Origin of the sequence: Palleronia marisminoris, from assembly GCF_900172315.1 — a bacterium.
In the GTDB taxonomy this organism is placed as follows: Bacteria; Pseudomonadota; Alphaproteobacteria; order Rhodobacterales; family Rhodobacteraceae; genus Palleronia; species Palleronia marisminoris.
Window position 1 is genome coordinate 225,633 of sequence record NZ_FWFV01000001.1, and the last position, 26,749, is coordinate 252,381.

The 26,749-nt window shown below is 66.7% G+C and carries 29 protein-coding genes and 1 tRNA gene; 20 read left to right on the top strand and 10 right to left on the bottom strand.

The genetic code is table 11. The annotated features are described in order from the left end of the window. The first annotated feature begins 3 nt into the window (after positions 1-3). The 3 genes from PAM7066_RS01080 to PAM7066_RS01090 are packed head-to-tail and all read left to right on the top strand — an operon-like array spanning position 4 to position 3,132. On the top strand, positions 4-1,017 hold the full coding sequence (locus PAM7066_RS01080; RefSeq protein WP_217639905.1) for a carbohydrate ABC transporter permease: 1,014 nt from the start codon (positions 4-6) through the stop codon (positions 1,015-1,017). Continuing rightward, positions 1,014-2,069, top strand: coding sequence for a carbohydrate ABC transporter permease (locus PAM7066_RS01085; protein ID WP_085852269.1), 1,056 nt, complete (start codon positions 1,014-1,016; stop codon positions 2,067-2,069). The genes PAM7066_RS01080 and PAM7066_RS01085 overlap by 4 nt, the downstream gene beginning before the upstream one ends. A gap of 10 nt (positions 2,070-2,079) precedes the next feature. After that, positions 2,080-3,132 (top strand): ABC transporter ATP-binding protein, encoded by a 1,053-nt coding sequence (locus PAM7066_RS01090; protein WP_085852270.1) that lies wholly within the window; start codon positions 2,080-2,082, stop codon positions 3,130-3,132. Positions 3,133-3,214: 82 nt separating this feature from the next. Here PAM7066_RS01090 and PAM7066_RS01095 read toward each other — a convergent pair whose 3' ends face one another. The 3 genes from PAM7066_RS01095 to PAM7066_RS01105 form a co-directional block, all read right to left on the bottom strand. Further along, positions 3,215-3,568 (bottom strand): response regulator, encoded by a 354-nt coding sequence (locus tag PAM7066_RS01095; protein WP_175484537.1) that lies wholly within the window; start codon positions 3,566-3,568, stop codon positions 3,215-3,217. A gap of 220 nt (positions 3,569-3,788) precedes the next feature. Further along, a tRNA-Thr gene (locus PAM7066_RS01100) sits at positions 3,789-3,864 on the bottom strand. 46 nt (positions 3,865-3,910) lie between these two features. Further along, a complete protein-coding gene (locus PAM7066_RS01105; protein ID WP_085852272.1) occupies positions 3,911-4,174 on the bottom strand; it encodes a DUF2312 domain-containing protein in 264 nt (87 codons plus the stop codon). Between the two features lie 125 nt (positions 4,175-4,299). Here PAM7066_RS01105 and PAM7066_RS01110 point away from each other — a divergent pair, with 125 nt between their 5' ends. Both PAM7066_RS01110 and PAM7066_RS01115 read left to right on the top strand, forming a co-directional pair. Beyond that, entirely contained in the window at positions 4,300-4,515 is a 216-nt protein-coding gene (locus PAM7066_RS01110) for a hypothetical protein (RefSeq protein WP_085852273.1), read from the top strand. A 63-nt stretch (positions 4,516-4,578) separates the two neighbouring features. Further along, positions 4,579-5,013, top strand: a complete 435-nt coding sequence (locus PAM7066_RS01115; RefSeq protein WP_085852274.1) for a protein tyrosine phosphatase family protein — start codon at positions 4,579-4,581, stop codon at positions 5,011-5,013. Positions 5,014-5,172: 159 nt separating this feature from the next. On the opposite strand, the gene PAM7066_RS01120 is transcribed toward PAM7066_RS01115, so the two are convergent. The 5 genes from PAM7066_RS01120 to PAM7066_RS01140 all read right to left on the bottom strand — a co-directional run bounded on the left by PAM7066_RS01120 (position 5,173) and on the right by PAM7066_RS01140 (position 10,832). Continuing rightward, positions 5,173-6,096: a FliM/FliN family flagellar motor switch protein gene (locus PAM7066_RS01120; protein ID WP_085852275.1), complete on the bottom strand. Its 924-nt coding sequence runs from the start codon at positions 6,094-6,096 to the stop codon at positions 5,173-5,175. A gap of 71 nt (positions 6,097-6,167) precedes the next feature. Beyond that, positions 6,168-8,837 (bottom strand): sensor histidine kinase, encoded by a 2,670-nt coding sequence (locus PAM7066_RS01125; protein WP_085852276.1) that lies wholly within the window; start codon positions 8,835-8,837, stop codon positions 6,168-6,170. Between the two features lies 1 nt (position 8,838). Then, positions 8,839-9,108: a hypothetical protein gene (locus tag PAM7066_RS01130; RefSeq protein WP_085852277.1), complete on the bottom strand. Its 270-nt coding sequence runs from the start codon at positions 9,106-9,108 to the stop codon at positions 8,839-8,841. Further along, complete coding sequence (locus PAM7066_RS01135) at positions 9,105-9,494, bottom strand: response regulator transcription factor (protein ID WP_245749555.1); 390 nt, start codon at positions 9,492-9,494, stop codon at positions 9,105-9,107. The genes PAM7066_RS01130 and PAM7066_RS01135 overlap by 4 nt, the downstream gene beginning before the upstream one ends. Before the next feature lie 90 nt (positions 9,495-9,584). Then, positions 9,585-10,832, bottom strand: a complete 1,248-nt coding sequence (locus PAM7066_RS01140) for a helix-turn-helix domain-containing protein (protein ID WP_175484538.1) — start codon at positions 10,830-10,832, stop codon at positions 9,585-9,587. Between the two features lie 219 nt (positions 10,833-11,051). On the opposite strand from PAM7066_RS01140, the gene PAM7066_RS01145 reads away from it, so the two are divergent. The 8 genes from PAM7066_RS01145 (at position 11,052) to PAM7066_RS01180 (ending at position 19,170) form a co-directional block, all read left to right on the top strand. After that, positions 11,052-12,425 (top strand): substrate-binding protein, encoded by a 1,374-nt coding sequence (locus PAM7066_RS01145; protein WP_085852279.1) that lies wholly within the window; start codon positions 11,052-11,054, stop codon positions 12,423-12,425. 111 nt (positions 12,426-12,536) lie between these two features. Further along, complete coding sequence (locus PAM7066_RS01150) at positions 12,537-13,568, top strand: branched-chain amino acid ABC transporter permease (RefSeq protein ID WP_085852280.1); 1,032 nt, start codon at positions 12,537-12,539, stop codon at positions 13,566-13,568. Positions 13,569-13,674: 106 nt separating this feature from the next. Beyond that, complete coding sequence (locus PAM7066_RS01155) at positions 13,675-14,838, top strand: branched-chain amino acid ABC transporter permease (RefSeq protein WP_090928667.1); 1,164 nt, start codon at positions 13,675-13,677, stop codon at positions 14,836-14,838. 12 nt (positions 14,839-14,850) lie between these two features. Then, the gene (locus PAM7066_RS01160) at positions 14,851-15,609 is read left to right on the top strand and encodes an ABC transporter ATP-binding protein (protein ID WP_085852282.1); all 759 of its coding nucleotides are present in this window, start codon (positions 14,851-14,853) and stop codon (positions 15,607-15,609) included. Between the two features lie 11 nt (positions 15,610-15,620). Beyond that, the gene (locus PAM7066_RS01165) at positions 15,621-16,385 is read left to right on the top strand and encodes an ABC transporter ATP-binding protein (RefSeq protein WP_085852283.1); all 765 of its coding nucleotides are present in this window, start codon (positions 15,621-15,623) and stop codon (positions 16,383-16,385) included. Positions 16,386-16,427: 42 nt separating this feature from the next. After that, positions 16,428-18,383: an acetate--CoA ligase gene (acs, locus tag PAM7066_RS01170; protein ID WP_085852284.1), complete on the top strand. Its 1,956-nt coding sequence runs from the start codon at positions 16,428-16,430 to the stop codon at positions 18,381-18,383. A gap of 88 nt (positions 18,384-18,471) precedes the next feature. Further along, positions 18,472-18,840 (top strand): PRC-barrel domain-containing protein, encoded by a 369-nt coding sequence (locus tag PAM7066_RS01175; protein ID WP_085852285.1) that lies wholly within the window; start codon positions 18,472-18,474, stop codon positions 18,838-18,840. Beyond that, complete coding sequence (locus PAM7066_RS01180) at positions 18,841-19,170, top strand: hypothetical protein (RefSeq protein ID WP_085852286.1); 330 nt, start codon at positions 18,841-18,843, stop codon at positions 19,168-19,170. It begins immediately after the preceding gene. Here PAM7066_RS01180 and PAM7066_RS01185 read toward each other — a convergent pair. After that, a complete protein-coding gene (locus tag PAM7066_RS01185) occupies positions 19,167-19,628 on the bottom strand; it encodes an Lrp/AsnC family transcriptional regulator (protein WP_085852287.1) in 462 nt (153 codons plus the stop codon). The two genes, PAM7066_RS01180 and PAM7066_RS01185, sit on opposite strands and share 4 nt — an antisense overlap. Positions 19,629-19,766: 138 nt before the next feature. On the opposite strand from PAM7066_RS01185, the gene cysG reads away from it, so the two are divergent. From cysG to PAM7066_RS01215, 6 genes are all read left to right on the top strand, one after another. Continuing rightward, entirely contained in the window at positions 19,767-21,197 is a 1,431-nt protein-coding gene (gene cysG / locus PAM7066_RS01190) for a siroheme synthase CysG (RefSeq protein ID WP_085852288.1), read from the top strand. Further along, a complete protein-coding gene (locus PAM7066_RS01195) occupies positions 21,197-21,496 on the top strand; it encodes a DUF2849 domain-containing protein (protein WP_085852289.1) in 300 nt (99 codons plus the stop codon). Before cysG ends, PAM7066_RS01195 begins: the two co-directional genes overlap by 1 nt. 3 nt (positions 21,497-21,499) lie before the next feature. Then, the gene (locus PAM7066_RS01200) at positions 21,500-23,167 is read left to right on the top strand and encodes a nitrite/sulfite reductase (RefSeq protein ID WP_085852290.1); all 1,668 of its coding nucleotides are present in this window, start codon (positions 21,500-21,502) and stop codon (positions 23,165-23,167) included. After that, positions 23,157-23,909 (top strand): phosphoadenylyl-sulfate reductase, encoded by a 753-nt coding sequence (locus PAM7066_RS01205; protein WP_085852291.1) that lies wholly within the window; start codon positions 23,157-23,159, stop codon positions 23,907-23,909. Before PAM7066_RS01200 ends, PAM7066_RS01205 begins: the two co-directional genes overlap by 11 nt. Continuing rightward, positions 23,906-24,325 (top strand): DUF934 domain-containing protein, encoded by a 420-nt coding sequence (locus PAM7066_RS01210; RefSeq protein ID WP_085852292.1) that lies wholly within the window; start codon positions 23,906-23,908, stop codon positions 24,323-24,325. The genes PAM7066_RS01205 and PAM7066_RS01210 overlap by 4 nt, the downstream gene beginning before the upstream one ends. A gap of 64 nt (positions 24,326-24,389) precedes the next feature. Continuing rightward, positions 24,390-25,208, top strand: coding sequence for a ferredoxin--NADP reductase (locus PAM7066_RS01215; protein WP_085852293.1), 819 nt, complete (start codon positions 24,390-24,392; stop codon positions 25,206-25,208). Between the two features lie 97 nt (positions 25,209-25,305). Here PAM7066_RS01215 and PAM7066_RS01220 read toward each other — a convergent pair whose 3' ends face one another. Beyond that, positions 25,306-26,049: a hypothetical protein gene (locus PAM7066_RS01220; RefSeq protein ID WP_085852294.1), complete on the bottom strand. Its 744-nt coding sequence runs from the start codon at positions 26,047-26,049 to the stop codon at positions 25,306-25,308. Positions 26,050-26,195: 146 nt separating this feature from the next. Between PAM7066_RS01220 and infC the strand changes: the two genes are divergently transcribed. After that, positions 26,196-26,738, top strand: coding sequence for a translation initiation factor IF-3 (infC, locus tag PAM7066_RS01225; RefSeq protein ID WP_085852295.1), 543 nt, complete (start codon positions 26,196-26,198; stop codon positions 26,736-26,738). Positions 26,739-26,749: the final 11 nt, after the last annotated feature.

The following is a 26,749-nucleotide window of genomic DNA, read 5'->3' on the forward strand; positions in this document are numbered from 1 at the left end:
ACCGTGGCCGCCATCCCGAGAACATTGGGCGCCATCGTCACGGCGCCCCTTACCTGGATCGCCCGCGCCATCGATCCGCCGCTTCGGTGGTGGCAACGGCTGACCGGGCTGAACGGCATGGCGGCCGTCTTCCTTCTGCCGAACCTCGCGATCTTCGGCGTGTTCGTGCTGTTCCCGCTGGTACTGAACGTCGTCTACTCGATGACCGCAGGGACGAATATCCTGCTCGGCGACCGCAGCTTCGTGGGTCTCGACCAGTATCAGCGCCTGTTGACCTGCGAGGACTACACCCAGGCGATCACCTGCCGCGAGGACATGTTCTGGACCGCCGCGGGCAACACGTTCTTCTTCGTGGTGCTGCAGGTGTCGATGATGATCCTCGTCTCGACGATCACCGCGCTGATCCTGAACCGCAACATCCGCGGCCGCGGCTTTTTCCGCGCGGTGTTCTTCTTTCCCGTCCTTCTGTCGCCCGTGGTTGTCGGCCTGATCTGGCGCTGGATCCTGCAGCGGCAGGGGCTTCTGAACCTCATCATGGTGAACCTCGGGATGGAGCCCGAAGTCTGGCTGAACGACCGCGCCTACGCCTTCACCGCGACCATCGGCGTGTCGGTCTGGGCGCATATGGGGTTCTACACGCTGATCCTTCTGGCGGGCCTTCAGGCGATCCCCAAGGATCTCTATGAAGCCGCCGAGATGGACGGCACGCCCCCCGCCCGCGTCTTCTGGCGCATCACCCTGCCGCTTCTGGGGCCGAACCTTGCCGTCGTGCTGGTGCTGGCGCTGATCCGCGGCGTGCAGATCTTCGACGAGGTCTACGTCCTGACCGGCGGCGGACCCGGCACGTCGACCCTGTACCTGACGCAATACATCTACGAGGTCGGCTTTGCTTCGATCCTGCGCAATCCGGGCCTCGCGGCCGCCGCGTCGATCCTGATGGGGCTTGTGCTGGTGGTCCTGACGCTGGTGCAGCTCGGGCTGTCGCGGCGGAACGAGCAGAGAGGAAGCCGCCAATGAGCGCCGCCTCGCGTTTCGTGTTCCGCCGCCGGGGCCATGGAAATCGCTGGCACTGGACGGATGTGGTCACTTGGATCTGGCTGATCGGCGGAACGGTCCTGATGTTCGGCCCGGCGCTGTGGCTGGTGGCGTCGTCCTTCAAGGGCCCCGCGCAGCTCGCCGAGTTTCCGCCGACCCTGCTGCCCTACACCCAGATCACCGCCCAGGTGGAGGGCTACGACGACCCCCTGCCCCTTTTCACTGTGACGCAGGAGGACGGATCGACGACCATCCTGGCCGAGATTCGCCGCATCGGCACAAGCGCCCAGATGGTCGATCCCGACACCCCGTCCGAGCGGATCGACGTCGACATCGAAAATCGCGCGCCCCTGCGCGAAGTCGGCCTCGCCACCGAAAACTATGTCGAGCCGCTGGTCACCAACGACTTCCTGCGGTTCCTCTGGAACTCGGTCTTCGTCACGGTGATGGCGACGCTCATCACGCTGCTGACCAACTCGATGGCGGCCTTCGCGCTGTCGAAATACCGCTTCGCCGGGCGCGACGCGGTGATGCTCTTGATCGTCGCGACGCTGATGGTGCCGCTTTCGGTCATCCTCGTCCCGCTCTACTCGGTCGTGAACGCCACGGGTTTGCTGAACTCCCTCTGGGGGGTAATCCTGCCCACGGTGGCGACGCCGACGGGCGTGTTCCTGCTGCGCCAGTACATGCTGACGATCCCCGATGAACTGCTCGAAGCGGCGCGCATGGACAATGCCAGCGAGTGGCAGATCTACTGGCGCATCGTGCTGCCTCTGGCCGCGCCGGCGCTGGCCGTGCTGGCCATCTTCTCGGTGGTGTGGCGCTGGAACGACTTCCTCTGGCCGCTGATCGTCCTGTCCCGGCGCGAGACCTACACGCTGCAGGTGGGACTCAATACCTACGCGGGCGAGCTGAACGTGCAGTGGCACTACATCCTCGCGATGACCGTGGTGACGATGATCCCCGTGGTGCTGGTCTTCGTCTTCCTGCAGCGGTTCATCACCACCGGCATCGCCGGCGCCGGCATCAAGTAAGGGAGGGGCCATGGGCCGCATCGCGCTCAACGACATCCGCAAGAGCTTCGGCAAGACCGAGGTGATTCACGGCGTCGATCTTGCGGTCGAGGATGGCGAGCTTGTGGTCTTCGTCGGCCCCTCGGGCTGCGGCAAATCCACCCTTCTGCGGCTGATCGCCGGGCTGGATCGGCCGACCTCCGGCACGATCGAGATCGACGGCGCGGACGTCACCCGACACTCGGCCGCCAATCGTGGGCTGGCGATGGTGTTCCAGAGCTACGCGCTTTACCCCCACATGACCGTGCGCCAGAACCTGTCCTTCGGGCTGGAAAATACCAAGATGGAGCGCGCCGAGATCCGCCGCAGGATCGAAGACTCCGCCCGGATGCTCGAGATCGAAGAGCTTCTGGACCGCCGCCCGACCCAGCTATCTGGCGGGCAACGTCAGCGTGTCGCCATCGGGCGGGCCATCGTGCGCGAACCTTCGGCGTTCCTGCTGGACGAGCCGCTGTCGAACCTCGATGCCGAACTGCGGGTGACCATGCGGGCCGAACTCGCACAGTTGCACGAGCGGCTGGGGACCACGATGATCTACGTCACCCACGACCAGATCGAGGCGATGACATTGGCGGACCGCATCGTGGTGCTGCGCAAAGGCCGGATCGAGCAGGTGGACACGCCGCTGAACCTTTACAACCGGCCTGCGAACCTCTTCGTCGCGGGGTTCATCGGCGCGCCCAACATGAATTTTTTCGAGACCACGGCCAGCGACGGCCGGGCCGAACTGCCGGGCGGTCTGCATATCGATGTACCGCAGGACGGCAAGATCACCGCCGGCATCCGTCCCCAGCATCTCCGCCTCGCCAATCGCGAGGAAGAGGCCCTGGAGGGCACCGTGACGCTGGTCGAGGCGCTCGGCGCCGAAACGGTCGTCCATGCGCGCGCACTGGACGGGACCGCCATGGTCACCGTTCTTTCCGGCCAGCCTAACCTGGGTATCGGAGACGCCATACGCATCGCGCTCGACCGCGGCGAGGTTCATCTGTTCGACGCCGAAGGACAGAGGATCGACCCGTCCTGACGCGCGAGCTGCCCGTGCCGTATTGCCAATGTGGTGGATCGAGCACCGGAGCCAAGGCTCCGCCGCGTCGAGGTATCGCGGCTCAGCCGTCGGAGCCGACCAGGCCCGCAAAGACATCCGACCACGCGCTTTCGGTCGCCGGCTTCATGACGAAGCCTGCGCCGGGAAAGCGGTCGAGAATGTCAGTACGCTCTTCGTCGCCCGAATAGAAGTAGATGCGCACGCCGTTGCCGTGCAGCTCTTCGGCAAGCGGCATCGAATCCCCGTCGGGCAGGCTCAGGTCAAGCACGGCGATATCGAACTGCCCCATTTCGAGGGCGCCCCGCGCCTCTTCGAGGCTATGTGCCGATACGATCATGCGCGCGCCGAACGCTTCGGCTGTCATTGCGAGGTCCAGATTGATGATGGCCTCGTCTTCGACGATGAGAACAGCCATGCCCTTCAGTGGCTCGGCGATTGTTCCTGGCCGCTTCGGCGTGCCGATCCGACCAGTCGCCTCGGCTGTCGGACGGTCGGCCGCCCCCCCGCCGTCATATTCGGACTGATCCCGATCCAAGGAACTCATGTACCTACCAAAAATAGTAACTAGTGTCTGGATGATGCAGGAATATTCCTGCCGGCGTCAACACTGCACGGTTCGGAGCGACGAGAAGAATTGGTGCCGGCAGAGGGATTCGAACCCCCGACCCCCTGATTACAAATCAGGTGCTCTACCAGCTGAGCTATACCGGCCGCGCCCCGTCATACTGCGATCCGCCCTGAGGCGAAAGCCCCGTCGTCAGGCCATTCCGAGCGCGGCCATGTACATTTCGAGGACGGCTTCCTCTTCGGCAAGGTCATCCTTGTCCCGCTTGCGCAGCGCGATGATCTTGCGAAGCACCTTCGTGTCGTAGCCACGTCCCTTGGCCTCGGCCATCACCTCTTTCTGCGCGTCGGCGATGTCCTTCTTCTCGGCCTCGAGCCGCTCGTAGCGCTCGACGAACTGGCGCAACTCGTCTGCGGTTACCGAGTAGTTTGCGTCTGCGGCACTCGTGTCGGACATGGGCGGGGCCTCCGTTCTCCCTGTTCGGAGGCGTCTCCTAAGCAGTCCCGGCGCCGCTGGCAAGGGCGGTTGCCGCGCCGCATCCAATGGCCTATCCGGACCCCGAACGAAGCTTTGGGGCGCATATGGACATTCTCGCCTGGATCGGCACGTTTTTGTCCTGCCTGGGCCTTCTGGGGTTGGGCTTGTGCATCGTCGCGGCGCTGCGGGCCCGGCGCAGCGGGCTGGACGAGGATGCGATGCGCGCGCGGCTGCAGCGCCTCGTGGCGTGGAACATGGGCGCGCTCCTGCTGTCCACGCTCGGTCTCATCCTCGTCGTGACCGGCCTGTTCCTGAGGTAAGGGCTTGTTCCCGCGCGGCGCGGGCGGCACAACGTCAGGCACGCACACAGCCGAGGGCCCCGCATGGACATTCGCCGCATCACCGACCGGTATTCGGTCAGCCCGCAGATCCGACCCGAAGACGTGCCCGACCTGGCCGAGGCCGGCTACACCCGCGTCATCTGCAACCGCCCCGACTCCGAAGTGACGGGGGACGAAACCTCTGCCGCGATCGAGGCCGCCTGCGCCGAGGCCGGGCTGTCCTTCCACGTCATTCCGGTCGGTCATGCCGGCATGACCGCCGATCTGATCGCCCAGCAGCGCGAGGCGATCGACACGTCGGACGGGCCGGTCCTCGCCTATTGCCGGTCGGGCACGCGCTCCTGTCACGTGTGGGCCCTGGGACGAGCGGGCGAGATGGACCCGGACGAGATCATCGCCGCCGGTGCCAGGGGCGGATACGACCTGACCCCGATGCGCGAAACCCTTGGCGCGATCGCCCAGACCCGGCGAGACTGACGCAAGCCGCGCGGGTCCGGCTGCTGGAGCAGCTCGCTCCGGGCGTCCGGACGGCTGCGACTTGTTTCGCAAGCGACAGGTTGCCGTTGCGCGCTGAACCGACGGCGCGAACGAGCCGGGGTGCCTTGATCGATCGGCAGCGCCCTCAGTCGCGGCGCATCACATCAGCAGGCCACCCATCTCGCTTCCTTCACCCGAAGCTTCGAACCCGTGGTCCTCGTCCTCGGCGGGTGGCTCGAGCCGGACCGCCTTGCGTCCTGTCGCCTGGCCCAGGCGGCCGGTAGCGACGCAGACGTGGCCGGGTCCGAGCAGGCGGACCTTGCCGACCTGCTCTCGCGGGAGGACGACGCGGTCGCCGACGCGCAACGCGCGCAGGGCCGCGGCCGTCAGGGTCGTACGGCCGAGTTCGGCTTCGAGGGTGACCTCGCTCGCCATGACCCGGCTTTGCATGCGCGTGGGCCAGTCCGGTCCCGCTGCGCCTTCGGACATCGCCGCTGCCGCCGCGGCTTCCGTCGGGAGGATCAGGTGCAGCGCCCCTCGGCGATGCTCGTCATCCGCGAAGCTCAGCCGCGAGGTCCAGTGATCGTGGGTCTCGTCGGGCAGCGCCAGCACGATGTCCCGGGCTTTCGCCAACGGCGCGGCATAGCGGAACCCGGTGACGGCGCTGGAGAGCTTCAACTCCTCCAACATGGCCTCGTGGGTCGAGAAGATCCGGTCGAACGTGTCGGCCACGAGCGCGGCATCGGTTGCCGAAGGCGCGCGCGCGCGCGGCACGCGCTTGCCGATCCGTCCCGTCGTCGTCTGCTCGATGATTGCCGCAAGAGGTCCGTGCTCCAGCAGCAGAACGCCCGGTCCGGCGGCACCGTCGAGCAGCACTGCCAGCGTCCCTTCGGCCATCAACGCCGCGGCCTTCTCGGGCTGGATCGTCTCGCGCGTCGGTTTCTCGACCTCGGCCATCAGCCCGAGGCCCCGCGAGAGGCCGTGAACGATCGCCCGCCGCAGAACACGTTCGGCGCTTGGCAGCGGGGGCGCGTCGTGCCGGATTGCACCGATCTTGCGGCGCAGGGGCGATTGAATTGTCATGGTCGGAGATATTCCGTCGGGGCCTGGCCCTTTGGATATCGCGCGGTTCTTACCTAAAGGTGAATCCCGTCTCATTCCGCCGCCCGCAGATGCCCCAGGGCCCGCGGCACGCGCAACCGGAACGCTGCCCCGCCCTGCCCCGGCAGATACGAAATCGTCCCGCCGAGCCGCGTCATGATCTCGCGGCAGATCGCCAGCCCCAGCCCCGCGCCCCCGGCGGCACGACTGTCGCCGCCCCGGGCGAATTTCTCGAACATCATCTCCTGTTCGCCCGTGGGGATGCCGGGGCCGTTATCGACGAAGTCAATCTCGACCATCTCCCCGTCCCGTCGGGCCGTGATCCGCAGATGGGGCTCGGCCACGAGCGCGTATTTCCGGCAATTCATCACGAGGTTGATGAAAACCTGCGCCAACCGGTCGCCATCGGTCACCAGCACCGTATCCAAAGCGCCCCGCCGCTCGATCCGCACCGGGCCGCCGCCGTCGCAGGCCTGGATCGCGCGGTCCAGGATCGCCCCCAGCTGTTCCTCGGCCATGCGCAGGCTGACCTGCCCGGATTCCAGCACGCTCAGGTCGAGCAGATCGTCGAGAAGCCGCGTCAGCCGCAGCGCCTCGTCATGGATCACGCCGGCGAAGCGGGCTCGGTCGGCGTCGCCCATGCCGCCATCGCGCAGGATTTCGGAAAACGAGCGGATCGACGTCATCGGCGTGCGCAGCTCGTGGCTGATCTGGCCGAGGAAGGCGTCCTTCTGCACCGACAGGCGGGTCAGCTTCTCGTTCGCCTCGCGTAGCTGTGCGGCGGTGCGGGCCAGCTCGCGACTCTGCGTTTCCAACCGGGCCGAGTACTCCATGATCTGAGCCGTCTCGTCGGCCACGCGCATCAGTTCCTCGACCGAAACGGCGCCGCCCCCCGTCATCTGGCCCAGCATGGCGTGCGCCGTGGCACCGCCTACCGATCCGGCCAACTCGCGCTCCAGCCGCTCCAGGAACTCCTGCGAGGGGTTCGGCAGGTAGCCCAGCTTGCCCTGCCGCATCGCCTCGGCCCGGAAGACCGCCTGCGCCTCGGCGGGCCCGAGGATGCGCTGCGCCATGACCAGCAGATCCTCGGCCTCGACATGGGTCGGCTGCCATCCGCGCGCGCCGGGGCCGGTGCGGAACACGTTGACCATGGCCGCGCCCTGCAACCGCTCGATGGGACTGGGGAAGGTGACGAGCGACAGCAGGACCAGCGCGCCGGTGTTGAGCAGAAGCGACCAGCAGAGCGTGTGCAGGATCGGGTCGATCCCCGCGATCCCGAACAGCGCCTCGGGCCGCAGCCAGCCTGCACCGAAGGGCCCTTCGGTCATGACGATCTCGGGCAGACCACCCGCGAACGAGGGCAGGAACAGCGTCCACACCCAGATCGCGAGGCCCAGCGTCAGCCCCGCCGCCGCCCCGACCCGCGTGGCCCCGCGCCAGAACAGGCCGCCGATCATCGCCGGCAGCACCTGCGCGATCCCCGCGAACGAGATCAATCCGATGGAGGCCAAGGCCTCGCCCCCCCCGGACAGGCGGAAATACAGGTATCCGAGCCCAAGGATCCCCACGATCGAGATGCGCCGCGCGCTCAGCGCCACGTTGCGCACATCGCCCGACACGAAGGCCCCGGATGGCCCCGAGCGCAGCCAGATCGGCATCACCACGTGGTTCGAGATCATCGTCGCCAGAGCGATGGCCGCCACGATCACCATCGACGTCGCCGAGGAAAAGCCGCCCAGGAAGGCCAGCAAGGCAAGTCCGTCCTGGTTCTCGGCCAGGGGCAAGGACAGGACGTAGAGGTCGGGATTACTGTCCGCCGGCAGCCGCGCCAGCCCCACCGCCGCGATCGGCACCGTGAAGGCGGACATCGCGAAGAGGTAGAGCGGGAAGGCCCAGGAGGCGATGGCGAGGTGCCGCTCGTCCGAATTCTCGACCACCAGCACCTGGAACATGCGCGGCAGGCAGATGAACGCCGCTGCGGCAAGGAAAGTCAGCCCGGCCCAGCGTCCGGGGCGCAGCTCCCACGCCGCGATGGGCGAAGCGTCGATGGCGGCGAAGGTCTGCGTCGGGCCGCCGGCGACGATGAAGACGACGAAGACACCGACCGCGATGAAGGCGACCAGCTTGACGATCGCCTCGGTCGCGATGGCCGCGACGATGCCGTCGTGGCGCTCGTTGGCGTCGAGCCTTCGCGTCCCGAACAGCACCGCGAACACGGCAAGGCCGGCTGCGACCCAGAAACCGAGGGCGTCGAGTTCGGGGGCCATGCCGTCCTCTGCCGCGAAGACGGCGAAGGACAAGGTCACCGACTGCAACTGCAGCGCGATGTAGGGCGTCGTCGCGAATACCGCGAGCAGCGTGACCAGCCCGCCCAGCAGGTTCGACTTCCCGAAGCGCGACGAGATCAGATCGGCGACCGAGGTGATCCGCTGCGCCCGCCCCACCCGGACGAGCTTGCGCAGAAGCCCCCACCAGCCGATCAGCACGAGCGTGGGGCCGAGGTAGATCGTGACGAACTCCAGCCCCGACCGCGCCGCGTATCCGACCGCACCGTAGAAGGTCCAGGCCGTGCAGTAGATCGACAGCGACAGGGTATAGACCGCTCCGCCCCTCAGCCAGCGGGCGCGACCCCGCGCCGCCAGCCGCTCGGCCGCGAAGGCAACCGCGAAGAGGAACGTCGCGTAGAGGATGCAGGCGATGAGGATGACGTCGAAGGCCGGCATGTCAGCGGGCGTCGTCCTTGTCGTCCCGCGCCGCCTCGGCGATCCGCGTGAGGGGACGCGACAGCGCCGCCGCGATCACGATCAGGACGAACCAGCAGCCGAACAGGTAAAGCCCGCTGCGCGCCGTCGTGCCGCCCGGCCCCGCAGCCCAGAGAACCGGCAGCATGAACAGCACCGTGCCGAAGATGGGCAGCGCCCGCGCGGCGTCGGACAGGCGGCGGCGCCGGTAGCTCCGGCGTTCGAGGAACGGCGGATCGCCGGGCGCGCTCACGGCGTCTCGGACCGGGGCCGCACGAGGCCGCGGACGGCTTCCAGCATCTCGGCATTCGAGAACGGCTTGGTCATGAAGAGGTCCGCGCCCATCCGCAGCGCCATCTCGCGCTCCTTCGACTGGCCCCGCGCGGTCAGCATCAGGACCGGCAGACGCGCCAAGGCCGGGTCGGATTTCAGGTCCGACAGGATGTCGTATCCCGACCGGTCGGGCAGCATCACGTCCAGGATCACCACGTCCGGCGCCCGCTGGCGCACGGCCTCGACCGCACCGCGGCCCTCGCCGTGGGTCGAGACATGCCAGCCGTCGCGGGCCAGCAGGAAGCGTATCGCTTCGATGATGTTGGGCTCGTCCTCGATCAGAAGAACGTGCTGCCTGTCGGTCAAGACCGACCCTCCTCCTCTGCCCGCGCCGTTTCCCCCCGCGCATGAGCTTGCCGGACTATGGCCGCCGGAGCGCGCCCTTGTCAAAACGCTTTACAGGATCGCCGCCTCGCGCCGGGCCGCGCACCCCTCGCGCGGGCAGAGGCGGCACGTCGCGCCGACGCTGGGGGCGGGATCGGCGTCCGGTTCCGGCAGGATCAGCATGGTGATCCGCGCCACCGCCGGGCCGCCATAACCCTCGGGGTGGTCAATCTCGGCGGCGCACCACGTCTCGACCGGGCGGCTGTCGGCGCCGAACTGGCGCAACGCGTCCCGGCGCGGCGCCTGCGGCATCAGCAGCACCTGGTAAAGCGGCCAGAGGCTGCAGGGCGCGCCGTAGCGCGGCATCTCGAACCCCGGAACCGGGCGGCGGAACAGGATCGCCCCCGAGCCGTCGCACTCGACCAGCCCCACCGGCCCGCCGACCGCCGCCACCGGCAGCCGTGCGATCGCCCGCATCACCCGCCCCGCCGGCTGGCCGAGCGTTCGCGCAAGCGCCAGCGGATCGCCCGCCAGTCCGAACGCCGTTAGCAGCCGCTCCTCGGGCAGCGCGGCGGCATCGGCCCGCACCTCCGCCAGATAGGCGGCCAGCGCCGCGCGCCCCTGCTCGCTCAGGCCTTGCGCGTTCGGTTCCTCGTCGCCGGCAACGCGGAAGTCGCGCGCCGCGAGCCAGGCTTCGACCTCTTCCTGCGGGCTGACGGCGTCGTGCGACGCGCCCTCCCCGGCCGTGAGGTAGCTGGCCAGACCCTGCGCGGTGCGGGCCAGGCGGCGGCTGTCCTCGTCCACGTTGCGGTGGAAGCGCTCCAGCCATTCGGCGGCAAGGTCGCCGTCCTTCAGGATCGCGGCAGTCGAGCGGATCGCGGTCGCCGCCGACAGGATGTCGTGGACCGACGCCGACAGGACCGGATCGTGCGCCATGCGGTCGCCCAGCTCGGCCACCTGCCGTTCCAGCGCGGCGATCCGCCGGGACTGCGCGCCGATCAGCGCGGACCAACCGGGGAAGTCCGTCGTCAGCTGCTCGATCCGGTCGGATTCGGGCGCGGGATCGGTCGGCAGCGCGTTGGCCGCGCGGCGCAGCGCCCGCTCGAGGTCCGGCCCGGCACCCTCGACAAGCCGGGTCGTGTCGGTTCCCAGCGCGCGGGCGATCTGGTTCAGCACGCGCCCGCCGATGGGCCGCTTGTCGTGCTCGATCAGGTTCAGATACGAGGCCGAGATCCCGGCCCGCCGCGCAAGCTCGGCCTGGCTGATGCCCCTGTCGGCCCGGCGCGCCCGGATGCGCGCCCCTGCTCGTCCACTCTCCATCCGCGCTTCCATTCTGCGCCGCCCTGAAAAGACATTTACAAAATGCCGCGCCGCGACGTCCAGACATTTACCGATCTCGTGCAAGGTCTTTGCAAGACGTTGCACCTGTCGCGGCAACCGGGCTCAACTCGAACCAGTCCGAACACGGACACCGGAGCGACAGCCGCGGGAGGAGCCAGCGGCTGGCGTTCCGAATAATAGCATGAAGGGAGGAGTTTCATGTCCAAGTCCCATCTGACGCGCCGGGGTCTGATCAAGACCGGTGCCGCCACGGGTGCAGCACTTGCCACGCCGACGCTGTTCACAGGCGCCGCCTGGGCGCAGGAGCAGGGCTTTGCCAATGCGCCCACCGGCGACACGGTGACGCTTGGCTTCAACGTGCCCCAGACCGGCCCCTATGCCGACGAGGGCGCCGACGAGCTGCGCGCGTTCGAGCTCGCGGTCGAGCATCTGAACGGCGAGGGCGACGGCGGGATGCTGCAGACGTTCTCGTCCGACGCGCTGCAGGGCAACGGCATCAACGGCAAGCGGGTCGAATACGTCACCGGCGACACGCAGACCAAGTCCGACGCGGCGCGCGCCTCTGCCCGCTCGATGATCGAGAAGGACGGCGCCATCATGATCTCGGGCGGCTCGTCCTCGGGCGTGGCCGTCGCCGTTCAGGGTCTGTGCCAGGACGCCGGCATCATCTTCATGGCCGGCCTCACGCATTCGAACGACACGACCGGCAAGGACCGCAAGGCCAACGGCTTCCGCCACTTCTTCAACGCCTACCAGTCCGCCGCCGCGATGGGACCGGTTCTGGAGCGTCTCTACGGCACCGACCGCAAGGCCTACCACCTGACGGCCGACTACACCTGGGGCTGGACCACGCAGGAATCCATGCAGGCCGCCACCGAGGCCATGGGTTGGGAGACGGTGAACAACGTCCTCACCCCGCTCGCCGCGACGGATTTCTCGTCCTACATCACCCCGGTCCTGCAATCGGGGGCGGACGTACTGTTCCTGAATCACTACGGCGGCAACATGGTGAACTCGCTCACCAACGCCGTGCAGTTCGGGCTGAAGGAGGCGCAGGCCAACGGCAAGCAGTTCGAGATCGTCGTGCCGCTCTACTCCGAGCTGATGGCACGCGGTGCGGGCCAGAACATCGCCGGCATCCCCGGCTCGCAGAACTGGGACTGGAAGCTCGAGAACCAGCTGGGCGAGCGCTACAAGGGCACCAACGCCTTCGTGCAATCCTTCGGCGAGAAGTTCGGCTTCCCGCCCTCGCAGGCCGCCCATACCTGCTACGTCCAGACGCTGCTTTACGCGGATGCCGTGGCACGTGCCGGCAGCTTCAATCCCTGCGCCGTGGTCGAGGCCCTGGAAGGGTTCGAGTTCGACGGCATGGGCAACGGCCCGACCCTCTACCGCGCCGAAGACCACCAGTGCTTCAAGGACGTGGTCGTCACCCGCGGCAAGGAGAACCCGGAAAACGAGTTCGACCTGGTGGAGATCGTCGAGGTCACCCCGACCGAGGCCGTCACCTACGAGCCCGACCACCCGATGTTCGCCGGCGGCGACCTGGGCGAGTGCAACCCGGGCGCCTGAGCCCGACGGGGCGGCCCTGACGCCGCCCCGATCCCGCAGTTCGACCGAAACGGTGGCCGGCGCGCAGATCTCGTGCGCCGGATCGCCCTCACTCGACCCGAGGCGACACCCATGGATGCCATATTCCTCCAAATTCTGAACGGCCTGGACAAGGGATCGGCCTATGCGCTGATCGCCCTGGGGCTGACGCTCATCTTCGGCACGCTTGGTGTCGTCAACTTCGCCCATGGCGCGCTGTTCATGATCGGCGCCTTCTGCGCCGTGACCCTGTCGCGCATCCTCAGCGCCAGCTTCATCACCATCGACGAGACGCGGACCGACTTCCTCGGCAACCCGATGGAGGTCCAGACGCCCTACGCCGAGGCCTGGTTCGGCCCCGAGATCGGCGCCTCGATCATCGACTGGGCGGTGCCGCTGTCGATCCTCTTCGCGATCCCGGTCATGCTGCTCGTCGGCTTCATAATGGAGCGCGGCCTCATCAAGTATTTCTACAAGCGCCCCCACGCGGACCAGATCCTCGTGACGTTCGGCCTTGCGATCGTGCTGCAAGAGGTCATCAAGTATTTCTACGGTGCCAACCCGATCCCGACGCCCGCGCCCGAGGTGTTCCGCGGCTCGATGGATTTCGGCGTGATGCTGGGCTTCGATCCCAACGTCATCATCTACCCGATCTGGCGCCTGGTCTATTTCCTCTTCTCGCTGTCGATCATCGCCGCCGTGTTCGGCTTCCTGCAGTTCACCACCTTCGGGATGGTGGTCCGCGCCGGCATGGCCGATCGCGAGACGGTGGGCATCCTCGGGATCGACATCGACAAGCGCTTCACCATCATGTTCGGCATCGCCGCGGCCGTCGCAGGCTTGGCAGGGGTGATGTACACCCCCATCAACCCGCCGAACTATCACATGGGCATGGACTTCCTGGTGCTGTCCTTCGTCGTGGTCGTCGTCGGCGGCATGGGCTCGCTTCCCGGCGCTGTTCTCGCGGGCTTCCTGCTGGGCATCCTCGAAAGCTTCGCCTCGACCACCTGGGCGATCGGCCTCGTGCCGGGGATCAACCAGATCATCATCTACCTCGTCGCCATCGTCGTGCTCCTGACCCGTCCCCGCGGGCTTCTGGGCCGCAAGGGCGTGATGGAGGAATAATCACATGACCGACCAGACCCAACACACCGCCGCCGGGGCCACCACCAACCGCGAAAGCCGCTCGACCGGGGGCTTCCTGGGCCTCAAGGGCCGGGACGTGACGCTGATGATCGTCGTGCTGATCCTGACCATGGCCGCGCCGATCATCCTCAACCCGTTCCCGCAAGGGTCGAGCCTCGCGCAATTCAACGCGGGCTATCCGGACCTGATGCAGCGCTTCGTGATCTTCGGGATCCTCGCGATCGGCTTCAACATCCTCTTCGGCCTGACGGGCTACCTGTCCTTCGGCCACGCCGCGTTCCTCGGGGTCGGGTCCTATTCGACCGTGTGGATGTTCAAGCTGCTGAACTACAACGTCCTGCCGGGCCTCGTGCTGGCGGTGATCGTGGCGGCGCTGTTCTCGCTCCTGATCGGGTACATCTCGCTGCGTCGGTCGGGCATCTACTTCTCGATCCTGACGCTGGCCTTCGCGCAGATGTCCTTTGCACTGGCCTACTCGGTCCTGACGCCCATCACGAACGGCGAGACCGGCCTGCAGGTCTACACCTCGGACCCGCAATGGCTGCGCGCGGCCGGGTCGCCCGACATGCCCCACCTCTTCGGGATCACCATGCGCGCGACCGAAACCGTCCGGGTCGGCGGCTGGTCCTTCGACTTCAACTTCGGCTACTACTTCTGCGCCGTGGTCATGGTGCTGGCCTTCTACATGGCGATCCGCATCTTCCGCTCGCCCTTCGGGATGATGCTGCGGGCGGTGAAGTCGAACCAGCAGCGGATGAACTACACCGGCCTCAACCCGCGTCCCTACACGCTCGCCGCCTTCGTGATCTCGGGCATGTATGCCGGCCTCGCCGGTGGCCTCATGGCCTCGATGGACCCCCTTGCCGGGGCCGAGCGGATGCAGTGGACCGCGAGCGGAGAGATCGTCCTGATGACCATCCTCGGCGGTGCCGGAACCCTGATCGGCCCGGTGCTGGGCGCCGGCCTCATCAAGTATTTCGAGAACATCTTCTCGAAGATCAACGACGGCGTCCTGCACCAGTGGTTCGCTTTCATGCCCGACGGGATCGAGAACGCGCTCGTGACCATCGTCCACCCCTTCGTGGGCAAGGGCTGGCACCTGACGCTGGGCCTGATGTTCATGCTCATCGTGTGCTTCCTGCCGGGCGGCCTTGTCGAAGGCGGCAAGCGGATCGCCACGGTCTTCCGCCGCGACCGCAAGTCCGGTCCGGTCGAACAGCAGGCCGCCCAGAAGCGCAACGCGGAATAAGGAGACGCAACGATGGGAATCCTTGAAGTCAAAGGCGTCAACAAGCGCTTCGGCGGGTTGCAGGCCCTGGGCGACGTGAACCTCAGCGTGAAGGAAAACACCTGCCACGCCATCATCGGCCCCAACGGCGCGGGCAAGTCGACGCTGCTGAACTGCCTCGTCGGCAAGCTGGTGCCCGATACCGGGTCGGTCATGTTCGACGGCAACTCGGTGCTGGGCCGCAAGCCGCACGAAATCAACCAGATGGGCATCTCCCGCGTCTTCCAGACGCCCGAGATCTTCGCCGACCTGACGGTGTTCGAGAACGTGATGATCCCCTGCTTCGCCAAGCGCGACGGGTCGTTCCGGATGCACGCGTTCGAGCGCACGGACAGCGAGACCGGCATCGTCGATCAGGCCGAACGCATGCTGCGCGAGGTCAACATGTTCGAAAAGCGCGACGTGGTGGCCTCGTCCCTGTCGCGCGGCGACAAGCGGCGGCTGGAAATGGCGATGTGCCTGTCGCAGAAGCCCAAGCTCCTGCTGCTGGACGAACCCACGGCCGGCATGGCCCGCGCCGACACCAACAACACGATCGACCTCTTGAAGACCATCAAGGCCAAGGGCGACGTCACGATGTGCATCATCGAGCACGACATGCACGTCGTCTTCAGCCTTGCCGACCGGATCACGGTCCTGGCCCAGGGCACCCCCCTGGTCGAGGACATCCCCGAGAACATCAAGGGCCACCCGAAGGTGCGCGAAGCCTATCTGGGCGAAGCCGAGGTCTGAAAGGAAACGCGATGAACAAGCCCGCAACATCAGACGGCTTCAATCCGAACGCCAACCGCGCCGCGACCGCGCCAGCTTTCCTGTCGGTCGCCAACATCCACGGCTATTACGGCGAAAGCTACATCGTCCAGGATGTCAGCTTCAACGTCCACGAGGGCGAGATCCTCGCCCTTCTGGGCCGCAACGGCGCCGGCAAGACCTCGACCCTGCGCACCATCGCCCGGGTGGGCACGCCCGAACTGAAGCACGGCGAGATCTGGCTCGACCACCAGCCCCTGCACGAGATGAAGGCCCACGAGGCCGCCGCCGCCGGCATCCAGCTCGTCCCCGAGGATCGCCGCATCATCGCGGGCCTGACGGTCGAGGAAAACCTGCAACTGGCCCAGATCGCCCCGCCCAAGGGCTGGGGGATCGACCGCATCTATGAACTCTTCCCCCGCCTCGGCGAGCGCCGCAAGCAAGAGGGCGTGACCCTGTCGGGTGGCGAGCAGCAGATGCTGGCCATCGGCCGCGCGCTTTGCCGCGACATCAAGGTGCTGCTGCTGGACGAGCCCTACGAGGGGCTCGCCCCCGTCATCGTGCAGGAGATCGCCAAGACGCTGAACCTCATCCGCGACCAGGGGATCACCACGATCCTGGTGGAGCAGAACGCCATCGCCGCGCTCAAGATCGCGGACCGGGCGGTGATACTCGACACTGGGTCAGTGGTCTTCGACGGCGCCGCGTCCGAGGTGCTCGAGAATGAAGAGTTGCGGCAGGAATACCTCGCCATATGACCCGCTTCCGCTACCTCGAAGCAAACCGGAGGAGGAGCCGACATGCTTGATACCGACCAGAAAATGCACGCCCCGTCAGACGATTTCGCCGCAAGCGCCCATATCGACCGCGCCCGCTATGACGAGATGTATGCCCGCTCGATCCACGACCCCGACGGCTTCTGGGGCGAACACGCCAAGCGCCTCGACTGGATCAAGGCGCCGACCAAGGTGAAGAACACCTCGTTCGACTACGGCAACGTGTCGATCAAGTGGTTCGAGGACGGTACGCTGAATGTCGCCGCCAACTGCATCGACCGGCACCTGACGGACCGCGGCGACCAGACCGCGATCATCTGGGTCCCGGACGAGGATGACGGCAGCGATCAGCACATCACCTACAAGCAGCTGTCGTCCCACGTGAACAAGTTCGCCAACGTCCTGAAGAAGATGGGCGTGGAAAAGGGCGATCGCGTGGTGATCTACCTGCCGATGATCCCGCAGGCGGCCTACGCGATGCTCGCCTGCGCGCGGATCGGAGCGGTCCATTCGGTCGTCTTCGCCGGCTTCTCGCCCGACGCGCTGGCGCAGCGGGTCAACGGTTGCGAGGCGAAGGTCGTCATCACCTCCGACGGCGCCCCCCGCGGCGGCAAGGTCACCGATCTGAAGGGCAACACCGACCGCGCGATGGACAAGGTCACGCACGACGCGCAGGTCCTCGTGGTCAAGCGCCACGGCCAGCCCTGCAACATGGTCGAAGGCCGCGACCACTGGCTGCACGAGATGGAAGACGGCGTCGACGACCACTGCGATCCGGTCGAGATGAACGCCGAAGACCCCCTCTTCGTGCTCTACACCTCAGGCTCCACCGGCGCGCCCAAGGGCGTGGTGCACACCACGGGCGGCTACCTGCTCTACACCGCGATCACCCACGAATACACGTTCGACTACAAGGATGGCGACGTCTACTGGTGCACCGCCGACGTGGGCTGGGTCACGGGCCACAGCTACATCGTCTACGGCCCCCTCGCGAACGGCGCGACGACCCTCATGTTCGAGGGCGTTCCGACCTATCCCGACGCCGGCCGCTGCTGGAAGATCGTGCAGGACCACAAGGTCGCACAGTTCTACACCGCCCCCACCGCGATCCGCGCCCTCATGGGCAAGGGCGACGACTTCGTCACCAAGTACGACCGCTCATCCATCAAGGTGCTGGGTACCGTGGGCGAACCCATCAACCCCGAGGCCTGGAACTGGTACGACAAGGTCGTGGGCGAGGGCCGCTGCCCCATCGTCGACACCTGGTGGCAGACCGAAACCGGCGGCCACATGCTGACGCCGCTGCCCGGTGCCACGCCCACCAAGCCCGGCTCGGCCACCCTGCCCTTCTTCGGCATCAAGCCCGTCGTCCTCGACCCCGAAGCCGGGACCGAAAAGGACGGCAACGGCGTCGAGGGCATCCTTGCCATCGCCGACAGCTGGCCCGGCCAGATGCGCACCGTCTATGGCGACCACGAGCGGTTCGAGAACACGTATTTCCAGCAATACAAGGGCTACTACTTCTCGGGCGATGGCTGCACCAGGGACGAGGACAGCTATTACTGGATCACCGGTCGCGTCGACGACGTGCTGAACGTCTCGGGCCACCGTATGGGCACGGCCGAGGTGGAATCGGCCCTCGTCGCCCACCCGGCCGTCAGCGAGGCCGCGGTGGTCGGCGTCCCCCATGACGTGAAGGGACAGGGCATCTATTGCTACGTCTCGCTCATGGCCGGGCACGACCCCTCGGACGACCTGAAGAAGGAACTCGCCGACTGGGTCCGCAAGGAAATCGGCCCGATCGCCAAGCCCGACTTCATCCAGTTCGCTCCCGGCCTGCCCAAGACCCGCTCGGGCAAGATCATGCGCCGCATCCTGCGCAAGGTCGCCGCGAACGAGCACGACAGCCTTGGCGACACCTCCACCCTCGCCGAGCCCGAGGTGGTGGACGACCTGATCGAGCATCGCCTGAATCGCTAGACTCTTCCGGGGGCACATGTTCCAAATCGAGGGAACGCGCCCCCGGGCCTACGGGTTGACCGGTTCCAACGCGACAAAGGAGACCCCGATGCGTCACCTGCTCGTCCTGCCCTTCATCCTCGGCCCGGCCCTGCCCGTGCTCGCCCAGGAGACCGAGCCGCAGAACCCGGCCGAGGTCAGCGACCTCGAGGATCTTGGCACCGATGACCTCGTGGACGCCCCCTTGATGGGTGCATCGGGCGACCGGATCGGCACGATCGACAACGTGCTCATCCTCGAAGGCGACACCGACAAGGTCGTCGTCGGCACCGGCGGCTACGGAGACCTCTCGACCCGCAAGGTCCTGCTCGAACTTTCGGACATCCGCATCGAGACATCCGATGACGGCACCGTCACGGCGACCACGTCCCTGACGAAGGCCGAGATCGACGCGCTCGCGGCATACGAAAGCGCCTGAATGCGCAAGGACCACCCGGAAACCCCGGATGGCCGCTACTTCGTCGCCAAGGGCCGCCTCTGGCGCAAGACCGACCCGCGCCTGTCGGACACCGACCGCCGCGCCGCCGTGAAACGCCTGATGCAGGCCCGCCGCGACGTCTTCCGCGCCGAAACCGAGGCCGAGACAAAGGACGCGCGTGCCCACGTCGACGCCGCCAAGCACGATCTGGGCGAACGTGGCCCCGTCTGGTGGGACGACGGCGCCCCGGACGAGACGCGCACGGCCCCGTGGAACTCCAGCTACGCCGACTGGTGGGCGGCGCTTCCCGACGACGCAAAGACCGCCTAAAGCGGCAGCGCAGTCGTGAATTTCAGCTCTTCCATCGACAAAAGCGCAGTGACGTTGTGTATCTTCACCTCTGCGATCAGCGCCTGGTAGAACGTGTCATAGGCCCGCGCGTTCGGGACCCTGACCTTCAGGATGTAGTCGATATCGCCGGCCAGCCGGTGCGCCTCCTGCACCTCGGGACGGACGCGCAACGCAGTCAGGAACTTCTCCTGCCAGTCCCGCTCGTGCTCGCTGGTGCGGATCAGCACGAAGAAGCAGGCGTCGAACCCCAGCGCCTCGGCATCCAGCAAAACCGTCTGCGTGCCCACGATCCCCGCCTCGCGCATCTTGCGGATCCGGTTCCACACCGGGGTCTTCGAGCTGGCCACCGCCTTGGCGATTTCATCCAGCGATTGCCCCGCGTCGCGCTGCAATTCGCGCAATATTTTCCGGTCCAGATCGTCCAGGCGAACATCCATCCGCAACTCTTCCTTCTCTGCGAACACTTGGCCCGGACGGGGCGTCCTCTGGAACACCCGTTCCTTATATACGCCGCACCCCTGCAAGGAAGGGGGATAATGTTCTAAGTCGGACGTAACCGAAACCCGGAGCGCACCATGAAGCACTTTCCCGTCTTCCTCGATCTCGAGGGTCGCCGCGTCGTAGTGGCGGGCGGGGGCGAGGCTGCGCTGGCCAAGCTCCGCCTGCTGCTCAAGACGCAGGCGCACCTGACCGTATTCGCCGCCGACCCCGCGCCCGAGATCGCCGCCTGGGCGACCGAGGGCCGCCTGCGCCTCGTCCGCCGCCGCGCCCAGCCCGGCGACGCCATGTGCGCCGCGCTGTTCTACGCCGCGAACGACGACGATGCCGAGGATTCCCGCGTCGCGAAACTTGCCCGCGCCGACGGCGCGCTGGTCAACATGGTCGACAACCTGCAGGGCTCGCAATTCATCACGCCCGCCATCGTCGACCGCGACCCGGTAACCGTCGCTATCGGCACCGAAGGCGCCGCCCCCGTCCTCGCCCGCACCATCAAGCGCGAGCTGGAAGAGCGTCTGCCCACGGTCCTCGGCCCCCTCGCCCGGATCGGCAAGACCTTCCGCCACATGGCCGACGCGCTGCCGATGGGCCGCGCCCGCCGCGACTTCTGGGCGGACTATTACGACCGCGACGGCCCCCGCGCCCATGCCCAGGGCGGCGAGACGGTCGTGCGCGCCACGCTCGACCGCCTGCTGGGCGACCACCTCGCCCGCACCTCCCGCCCCGGCCACGTCGCCTTCGTCGGCGCCGGCCCCGGCGATCCCGAGCTTCTGACGATGAAGGCCCGCCGCGCGCTCGATGCCGCCGACGTGGTGATCTACGACCGGCTGGTGACGCCCGCGATCCTTGAACTCGCCCGGCGCGAGGCGCTGATGATCGACGTCGGCAAGGAAGGCTTCGGCCGCCACACGCCCCAGGACGAGATCAACGCCCATATCGTGCGCCATGTCGCGGATGGCGCGCAGGTCGTGCGCCTCAAGTCCGGCGACCCGACCATCTATGGTCGTCTCGATGAAGAGGTCGAGGCCGTCGAGGCAGCGCACTTGTCGTGGTCCGTCGTGCCCGGCATCACCGCCGCCTCGGCCTCGGTCGCCTCGATCGGGCAGAGCCTGACCCGCCGCGGCCGCAACGCCAGCGTCCGTTTCCTTACGGGGCACGACATGAAGGGCTTCGCCGATCACGACTGGGCGCAGCTTGCAAAACCGAACGAGGTCGCCGCGATCTACATGGGCAAGCGCGCCGCGCGCTTCATCCAGGGGCGCCTCCTGATGCACGGCGCCGACCCGGCAACGCCCGTCACCGTGATCGAGAACGCCTCGCGCCCCGACGAGCGGGTGCTGGCCACGACCCTGTCGAACCTCGAGCCCAAGCTGACCGAAGCCGGGCTGACCGGACCCGCCCTCGTCCTGTTTGGCTTGGCGCCCCGTTCGAGTCATACGATCCGCGAGTCGCACACAAGTCCTGCGGACGTCTCACAGCCCGAAACCGCCCTTCAGGAGGCCTTCTGATGCCCCGCGCCTTCACACCGAAAGTCATCACCGCCAACCGGCTTCTCGAGGGCGACGCCGTCTGGCTGACCGCCGACGACCGCTGGTCGCCCAACATGTCCGAGGCCGAGTTGATCGAGGACGAAGCCGTGGCGCAGGACCGCCTGATCCACGCGCAAAGCCAGCCGGATCATGTCGTCGGCGCCTATCTTGCAGACGCGAAGGCGGGCGAGAACGGCCCCGAACCCACCCACTTCCGTGAGACGTTCCGCACCCGCGGCCCGTCGAATTATCCCCACGGCAAGCAGGCAGAGATTTGAATCATGTATAAGTACAACGACTTCGACGAAGCCTTCGTGCGCGAGCGCGTCAGCCAGTTCCGCGCCCAGGTCGAGCGCCGGATCGACGGCAGCCTGACCGAGGACGAGTTCAAGCCCCTGCGCCTGATGAACGGCCTCTACCTGCAGCTCCACGCCTACATGCTGCGGGTGGCGATCCCTTACGGCACGCTTTCCAGCCGGCAGATGCGGCAGCTGGGCATGATCGCCTCCCGGTGGGACAATGGCTACGGCCACTTCACCACGCGCCAGAACATCCAGTACAACTGGCCCAAGCTGAAGGACGTGCCCGACATCCTAGAGGCGCTCGCCGATGTCGAGATGCACGCGATCCAGACCTCCGGCAACACGATCCGCAACGTGACCTCGGACCATTTCGCCGGTGCCGCGCAGGATGAGATCCGCGATCCCCGGCCCTATGCCGAGCTGCTGCGCCAATGGTCCACCGACCATGCCGAGTTCCAGTTCCTGCCGCGCAAGTTCAAGATCGCTATTACCGGCGCCACCCATGACCGCGCCGTTATCCGGTCGCACGACATCGGCATCCAGATCGTCGAGAGAGACGGCGAGATCGGCTTCCAGGTCCTCGCCGGCGGCGGTCTTGGCCGGACGCCGATGATCGGCCAGGTGGTGCGCGAGTTCATTCCCGAGGCCGACCTTCTGCCATATTGCGAGGCCATCGTCAGCGTCTACAACCTGCTCGGTCGCCGCGACAACAAGTACAAGGCGCGCCTCAAGATCACCGTGCACGAGACCGGGATCGAAGAGATCCGGCGCATGGTCGAAGAACGCTTTGCCGAGATCCGACCGCACTTCACGGGCGTCGACCAGCAGATCCTTGGCGAGATCCAGTCGCATTTTGCTCCGCCGGCCTACAAGGATTCCGACCTGTCCGCGTATCAGGCGGCCTATGACGACGACCCCGTCTTCCGCGCCTGGGTGGACACCAACGTCGAGCTGCACAAGCGCGACGACCACGGGATCGTGTCGATCTCGCTGAAGAAGCCGGGCGCGACGCCGGGCGACGCCACGGCGCACCAGATGGAGGTCATGGCAAACCTTGCCGAGACCTACGCCTATGACGAGCTGCGCATCAGCCATGAGCAGAACGTCATCCTGCCCCACGTGAACCGCGCCGACCTGCCCGCGATCCACGCGGCGCTGAAGGAGGCCGACCTCGCCGCCGCAAATATCGGACTGGTCAGCGACATCATCGCCTGCCCCGGAATGGATTACTGCGCGCTGGCCACGGCCCGCTCGATCCCCGTCGCGCAGGAGATCGCGACCCGCTTCGAAGAGCTGAAGCTCGCCCACGAGATCGGGCCGATGAAGATCAAGATCTCGGGCTGCATCAACGCCTGCGGCCACCACCATGTGGGCCATATCGGGATTCTCGGCCTCGACCGGGCGGGCGTCGAGAACTACCAGATCACGCTCGGCGGCGACGGCTCCGAGGACGCGGCCATCGGCACGCGCACCGGCCCGGGCTTCGCCTATGACGAGATCGTCCCGGCGATCGAGCGCATCATGCTGAAGTATCTCGACCTGCGCGAAGACGAGGGCGAGACTTTCCTGCAGGCCTATCGCCGGGTCGGCATGGAGCCGTTCAAGGAAGCGCTCTACCCCGAGAAGGCCAAGCAAAATGCGGCGTGAGGCGTTCGACATTCCGGTCGCAAGCCGCGTCGCGGAACTGAACAAACGATACGCGCACCATGCCGCGATCGATGTTCTGCGACACGCGCTGAAGGACCGGGACGTCGGGAAGGTGGCGATGGTCTCGTCCTTCGGGGCCGAGTCCGTAGCCCTTCTGCACCTCGTGGCGGTCGTGAACCCGAACACGCCGGTCCTGTTCCTCGACACCGAGATGCTGTTCCGCGAGACGCTGGACTACCAGCACACCGTGGCGAAGAAGCTCGGCCTCACCGATGTGCGCGTCCTGCACCCCGATCTGGACGATGTCGCGCGGCTGGACCCCGACGGGCAGCTCAACGTCACCGACCCGGACACCTGCTGCAACTTCCGCAAGACGGTGCCCCTCGCCCGCGCTCTCGGCGGGTTCGACGCCTGGATCACGGGGCGGAAGAAATACCAAGGCGGTGCGCGCACGGAGCTCGACTTCTTCGAGGAAGAGGCCGGGACCGGCCGCATCAAGATCAATCCGCTGGTCCACTGGCAGCGCGACGATACGCGCGACTACATGGACAACAACAAGCTGCCCAAGCACCCGTTGGTCAGCCAGGGATACCCCTCGATCGGGTGCGCACCTTGCACCTCGAAGGTGAACCCCGGCGAGGACGAGCGCGCCGGCCGGTGGCGCGGGCAGGACAAGGAAGAATGCGGCATCCATTTCGTCGACGGCAAGATGGTCCGCATCAAGAAGGAGGACGCGGCATGAGCGTCATCGTCACCGACGAAGGTTTCCGCGACGACGACTGGCAGGCGGGCTATACCGCGCTGCAGGACCACCCCAGCGACGAGGCCGGCCGCGGCCTGGCGCTGGACGTGACGTCCGATACCGACCCGACGCAGCTCGAGGGCAAGCTGGGCGGCGTGGCGATGATCCGCGTCGATTTCCCCAGCTTCTCGGACGGGCGCGGCTTCACGATCGCCCGTCAGCTGCGCCGCCAGGGCTATGACGGCCGCCTGCGCGCCAAGGGGCATCTCATCGCCGACCAGTACGCGATGGCCCGCCGGTCGGGGTTCGATGAAGTCGAGATCAGCGAAGACCTCGCCGCCCGCCAGCCCGAAGACCAGTGGCAGCGCCGCGCCGCATGGCAGGCCCACGACTACCAGAGCCGTCTGCGCGGCTGAACGCCGCCTTTCGCCGCCAGATATCCCCCTGTAAGAGAGGGCCGGACCCGTCCGGCAAGAGCACATGAACGACATGACCACCGCCACCGCCGCCAAACCCAAGGCACTTCCCGATGCGCAGACCGTCCTGTCGGTGAAGCACTGGACCGACCAGCTGTTTTCGTTCCGCGTCAGCCGTCCCGCATCGCTGCGGTTCCGGTCGGGCGAGTTCGTGATGATCGGGCTGCTGAAAGAGGACGGAAAGCCGCTCCTGCGCGCCTATTCCATCGCCTCGCCCGCCTGGGACGACGAGCTCGAGTTCTATTCGATCAAGGTCGAGGACGGCCCCCTGACCTCGCGCCTCCAGCATATCGAGCCGGGCGACCAGATCATCCTGCGCCCCAAGCCCGTCGGCACGCTGGTCCATGACGCGCTGCTGCCCGGCAAACGGCTGTGGTTCTTCTCGACCGGCACCGGGATCGCCCCCTTCGCGAGCCTGATCCGCGAGCCGCAGACCTACGAGGATTACGACCAGGTCATCCTGACCCACACCTGCCGCGACGTGGCCGACCTGGAATACGGCCGGCAGCTGGTCGAAGAGGTCAAGTCGGACGAGATGCTGCGAGAGCTGACCGAAGGCGGGGTGGACAAGCTGGTCTACTATCCGACCACGACGCGCGAGCAGTCGCCCAAGATGGGCCGGATCACCGACCTGCTGAAGTCCGGAGACCTGTTCGACGATCTTGGCATCGAGGGCATGTCGCCCGATACCGACCGCGCCATGGTCTGTGGATCGCTGGGTCTGAACAACGACATCAAGGAGATCCTCGAAGGCTACGGCCTGCGAGAGGGCGCCAACAGCGAGCCTGCGGAATACGTGGTCGAAAAGGCCTTCGTCGGCTGAAAATGACGCGGGCGGCAGGTTCCCGTATGACCCGCCGCCCGCAACTCATCCCCGTGCGAAATGGCCGGTCCTCCTTGGGAAGACCGGCATTTTGCAATCACTCGGTGGTAGCAGCCGGCTGGCCCCCCGCGTCGGCCTGGATGCCGAGCGCGATCTCCAGGCGGGAGATGAGCGCGTTGACAGCCGCTTCATCCGACGTGTCCACCTGCTCGACCGCCTGGGTCAGCGCTTCGCGGGTGTTGTCGTCGATATCCGCCGTTTCAAGGTAGGTGACGACCTCATCGGGCTGGAAATTCTCGGTCGTGAGAAGGTCCTCGATGTCCTGGTCGCTGCCGCCCGCGTCGCTGCCGCCCGCGGCGCCGGCGGTGCTTTCGACCTCGGCCGCGGTCGCTTCGACTTCGGCCGCACTGGCGTCAGAGCTTGCCGTAGCTTCGGCATCGACTTCCGCCGCCTGCGCATCGACTTCGGCCGCAGTCTCGGCGTCCGGCTGCTCGGGCATGTCAGTCTCGATCGGTGCCGTGGCGTTCTCCTCGACCTCGGCCGCCGTGTCGCCGGTGGCGCCTTCCGCAGCGGTCTCGCCCTCTTCCACGACGACCGTGTCGGTTTCGGCTTCGACGAGCTCGCTCTCGGCTTCGGAAACCTCGCCTTCGGCCTCGACCGCCTCGGGCTCGGCTTCGGTCTCCACCACCTCGGTATCGGCCGGCTCCATGTCGACCTCGTTGCCAGCCTCTTCGGTGGTGACCTCTTCCTCGGTCGTGACCTCGGCTTCCTCTTCCTGGCAGGCCGCCAGCGTCATGCCAGCTGCGACCAGAGCGGCGAGGGATGTCATGCGCGTGATCATTGAATTCTCCTATATCACTGCCGCCGCTTCCACGGCTTTCACGCTCCAACGCCCGACAGCGCGGAGGGGTCCGTAAGCGCCTTGAAACAAGGGCCGGCCCCCGCTAATTTGTTGCCACAGCATTTGTCTAGAGAGAGGACACCCCCATCGCCCGCAGACCCCACAATGCGCCCCCCACGCGCGACACCGGCCCACGCGTCAACGGACGGATCCGGTCCAACGAGATCCGCCTGATCGGAGCCGACGGCGAGAATGTAGGCGTTGTGACGCCCGAACACGGGATGGAACTGGCCGAGGCCGCCGGGCTGGACCTGGTCGAGATCTCGCCGAACGCCTCCCCCCCCGTCTGCAAGATCATGGACTTCGGCAAGTTCAAGTACGAACAGCAGAAGCGGGAATCCGAAGCGCGCAAGAAGCAGAAGACGATCGAGGTGAAGGAGGTGAAGTTCCGCCCCAACACCGATCAGCACGACTACGACGTCAAGATGCGCAACGTCTTCAAGTTTCTCGAGAACGGCGACAAGGTGAAGGTCACGCTGCGGTTCCGCGGCCGCGAGATGGCGCACCAGAACCTCGGCCGCGAGTTGCTCGAGCGGGTGGCCGAGGACACCAAGGAAGTCGGCAAGGTCGAGAACTTCCCGAAGATGGAAGGCCGCCAGATGGTGATGATGATCGGCCCCAGCCGCTAATTCGGCAAGCC

What these genes read in the sequence shown, in the direction of transcription:
- PAM7066_RS01085 (WP_085852269.1), top strand. Translation starts at nt 1,014, where the DNA reads ATGAGCGCCGCCTCGCGTTTCGTGTTCCGCCGCCGGGGCCATGGAAAT.
- PAM7066_RS01090 (WP_085852270.1), top strand. Translation starts at nt 2,080, where the DNA reads ATGGGCCGCATCGCGCTCAACGACATCCGCAAGAGCTTCGGCAAGACC.
- PAM7066_RS01095 (WP_175484537.1), bottom strand. Translation starts at nt 3,568, where the DNA reads ATGGCTGTTCTCATCGTCGAAGACGAGGCCATCATCAATCTGGACCTC.
- PAM7066_RS01105 (WP_085852272.1), bottom strand. Translation starts at nt 4,174, where the DNA reads ATGTCCGACACGAGTGCCGCAGACGCAAACTACTCGGTAACCGCAGAC.
- PAM7066_RS01110 (WP_085852273.1), top strand. Translation starts at nt 4,300, where the DNA reads ATGGACATTCTCGCCTGGATCGGCACGTTTTTGTCCTGCCTGGGCCTT.
- PAM7066_RS01115 (WP_085852274.1), top strand. Translation starts at nt 4,579, where the DNA reads ATGGACATTCGCCGCATCACCGACCGGTATTCGGTCAGCCCGCAGATC.
- PAM7066_RS01120 (WP_085852275.1), bottom strand. Translation starts at nt 6,096, where the DNA reads ATGACAATTCAATCGCCCCTGCGCCGCAAGATCGGTGCAATCCGGCAC.
- PAM7066_RS01125 (WP_085852276.1), bottom strand. Translation starts at nt 8,837, where the DNA reads ATGCCGGCCTTCGACGTCATCCTCATCGCCTGCATCCTCTACGCGACG.
- PAM7066_RS01140 (WP_175484538.1), bottom strand. Translation starts at nt 10,832, where the DNA reads ATGGAGAGTGGACGAGCAGGGGCGCGCATCCGGGCGCGCCGGGCCGAC.
- PAM7066_RS01145 (WP_085852279.1), top strand. Translation starts at nt 11,052, where the DNA reads ATGTCCAAGTCCCATCTGACGCGCCGGGGTCTGATCAAGACCGGTGCC.
- PAM7066_RS01150 (WP_085852280.1), top strand. Translation starts at nt 12,537, where the DNA reads ATGGATGCCATATTCCTCCAAATTCTGAACGGCCTGGACAAGGGATCG.
- PAM7066_RS01155 (WP_090928667.1), top strand. Translation starts at nt 13,675, where the DNA reads ATGATCGTCGTGCTGATCCTGACCATGGCCGCGCCGATCATCCTCAAC.
- PAM7066_RS01160 (WP_085852282.1), top strand. Translation starts at nt 14,851, where the DNA reads ATGGGAATCCTTGAAGTCAAAGGCGTCAACAAGCGCTTCGGCGGGTTG.
- PAM7066_RS01165 (WP_085852283.1), top strand. Translation starts at nt 15,621, where the DNA reads ATGAACAAGCCCGCAACATCAGACGGCTTCAATCCGAACGCCAACCGC.
- acs (WP_085852284.1), top strand. Translation starts at nt 16,428, where the DNA reads ATGCTTGATACCGACCAGAAAATGCACGCCCCGTCAGACGATTTCGCC.
- PAM7066_RS01175 (WP_085852285.1), top strand. Translation starts at nt 18,472, where the DNA reads ATGCGTCACCTGCTCGTCCTGCCCTTCATCCTCGGCCCGGCCCTGCCC.
- PAM7066_RS01180 (WP_085852286.1), top strand. Translation starts at nt 18,841, where the DNA reads ATGCGCAAGGACCACCCGGAAACCCCGGATGGCCGCTACTTCGTCGCC.
- PAM7066_RS01185 (WP_085852287.1), bottom strand. Translation starts at nt 19,628, where the DNA reads ATGGATGTTCGCCTGGACGATCTGGACCGGAAAATATTGCGCGAATTG.
- cysG (WP_085852288.1), top strand. Translation starts at nt 19,767, where the DNA reads ATGAAGCACTTTCCCGTCTTCCTCGATCTCGAGGGTCGCCGCGTCGTA.
- PAM7066_RS01195 (WP_085852289.1), top strand. Translation starts at nt 21,197, where the DNA reads ATGCCCCGCGCCTTCACACCGAAAGTCATCACCGCCAACCGGCTTCTC.
- PAM7066_RS01200 (WP_085852290.1), top strand. Translation starts at nt 21,500, where the DNA reads ATGTATAAGTACAACGACTTCGACGAAGCCTTCGTGCGCGAGCGCGTC.
- PAM7066_RS01205 (WP_085852291.1), top strand. Translation starts at nt 23,157, where the DNA reads ATGCGGCGTGAGGCGTTCGACATTCCGGTCGCAAGCCGCGTCGCGGAA.
- PAM7066_RS01210 (WP_085852292.1), top strand. Translation starts at nt 23,906, where the DNA reads ATGAGCGTCATCGTCACCGACGAAGGTTTCCGCGACGACGACTGGCAG.
- PAM7066_RS01215 (WP_085852293.1), top strand. Translation starts at nt 24,390, where the DNA reads ATGAACGACATGACCACCGCCACCGCCGCCAAACCCAAGGCACTTCCC.
- PAM7066_RS01220 (WP_085852294.1), bottom strand. Translation starts at nt 26,049, where the DNA reads ATGATCACGCGCATGACATCCCTCGCCGCTCTGGTCGCAGCTGGCATG.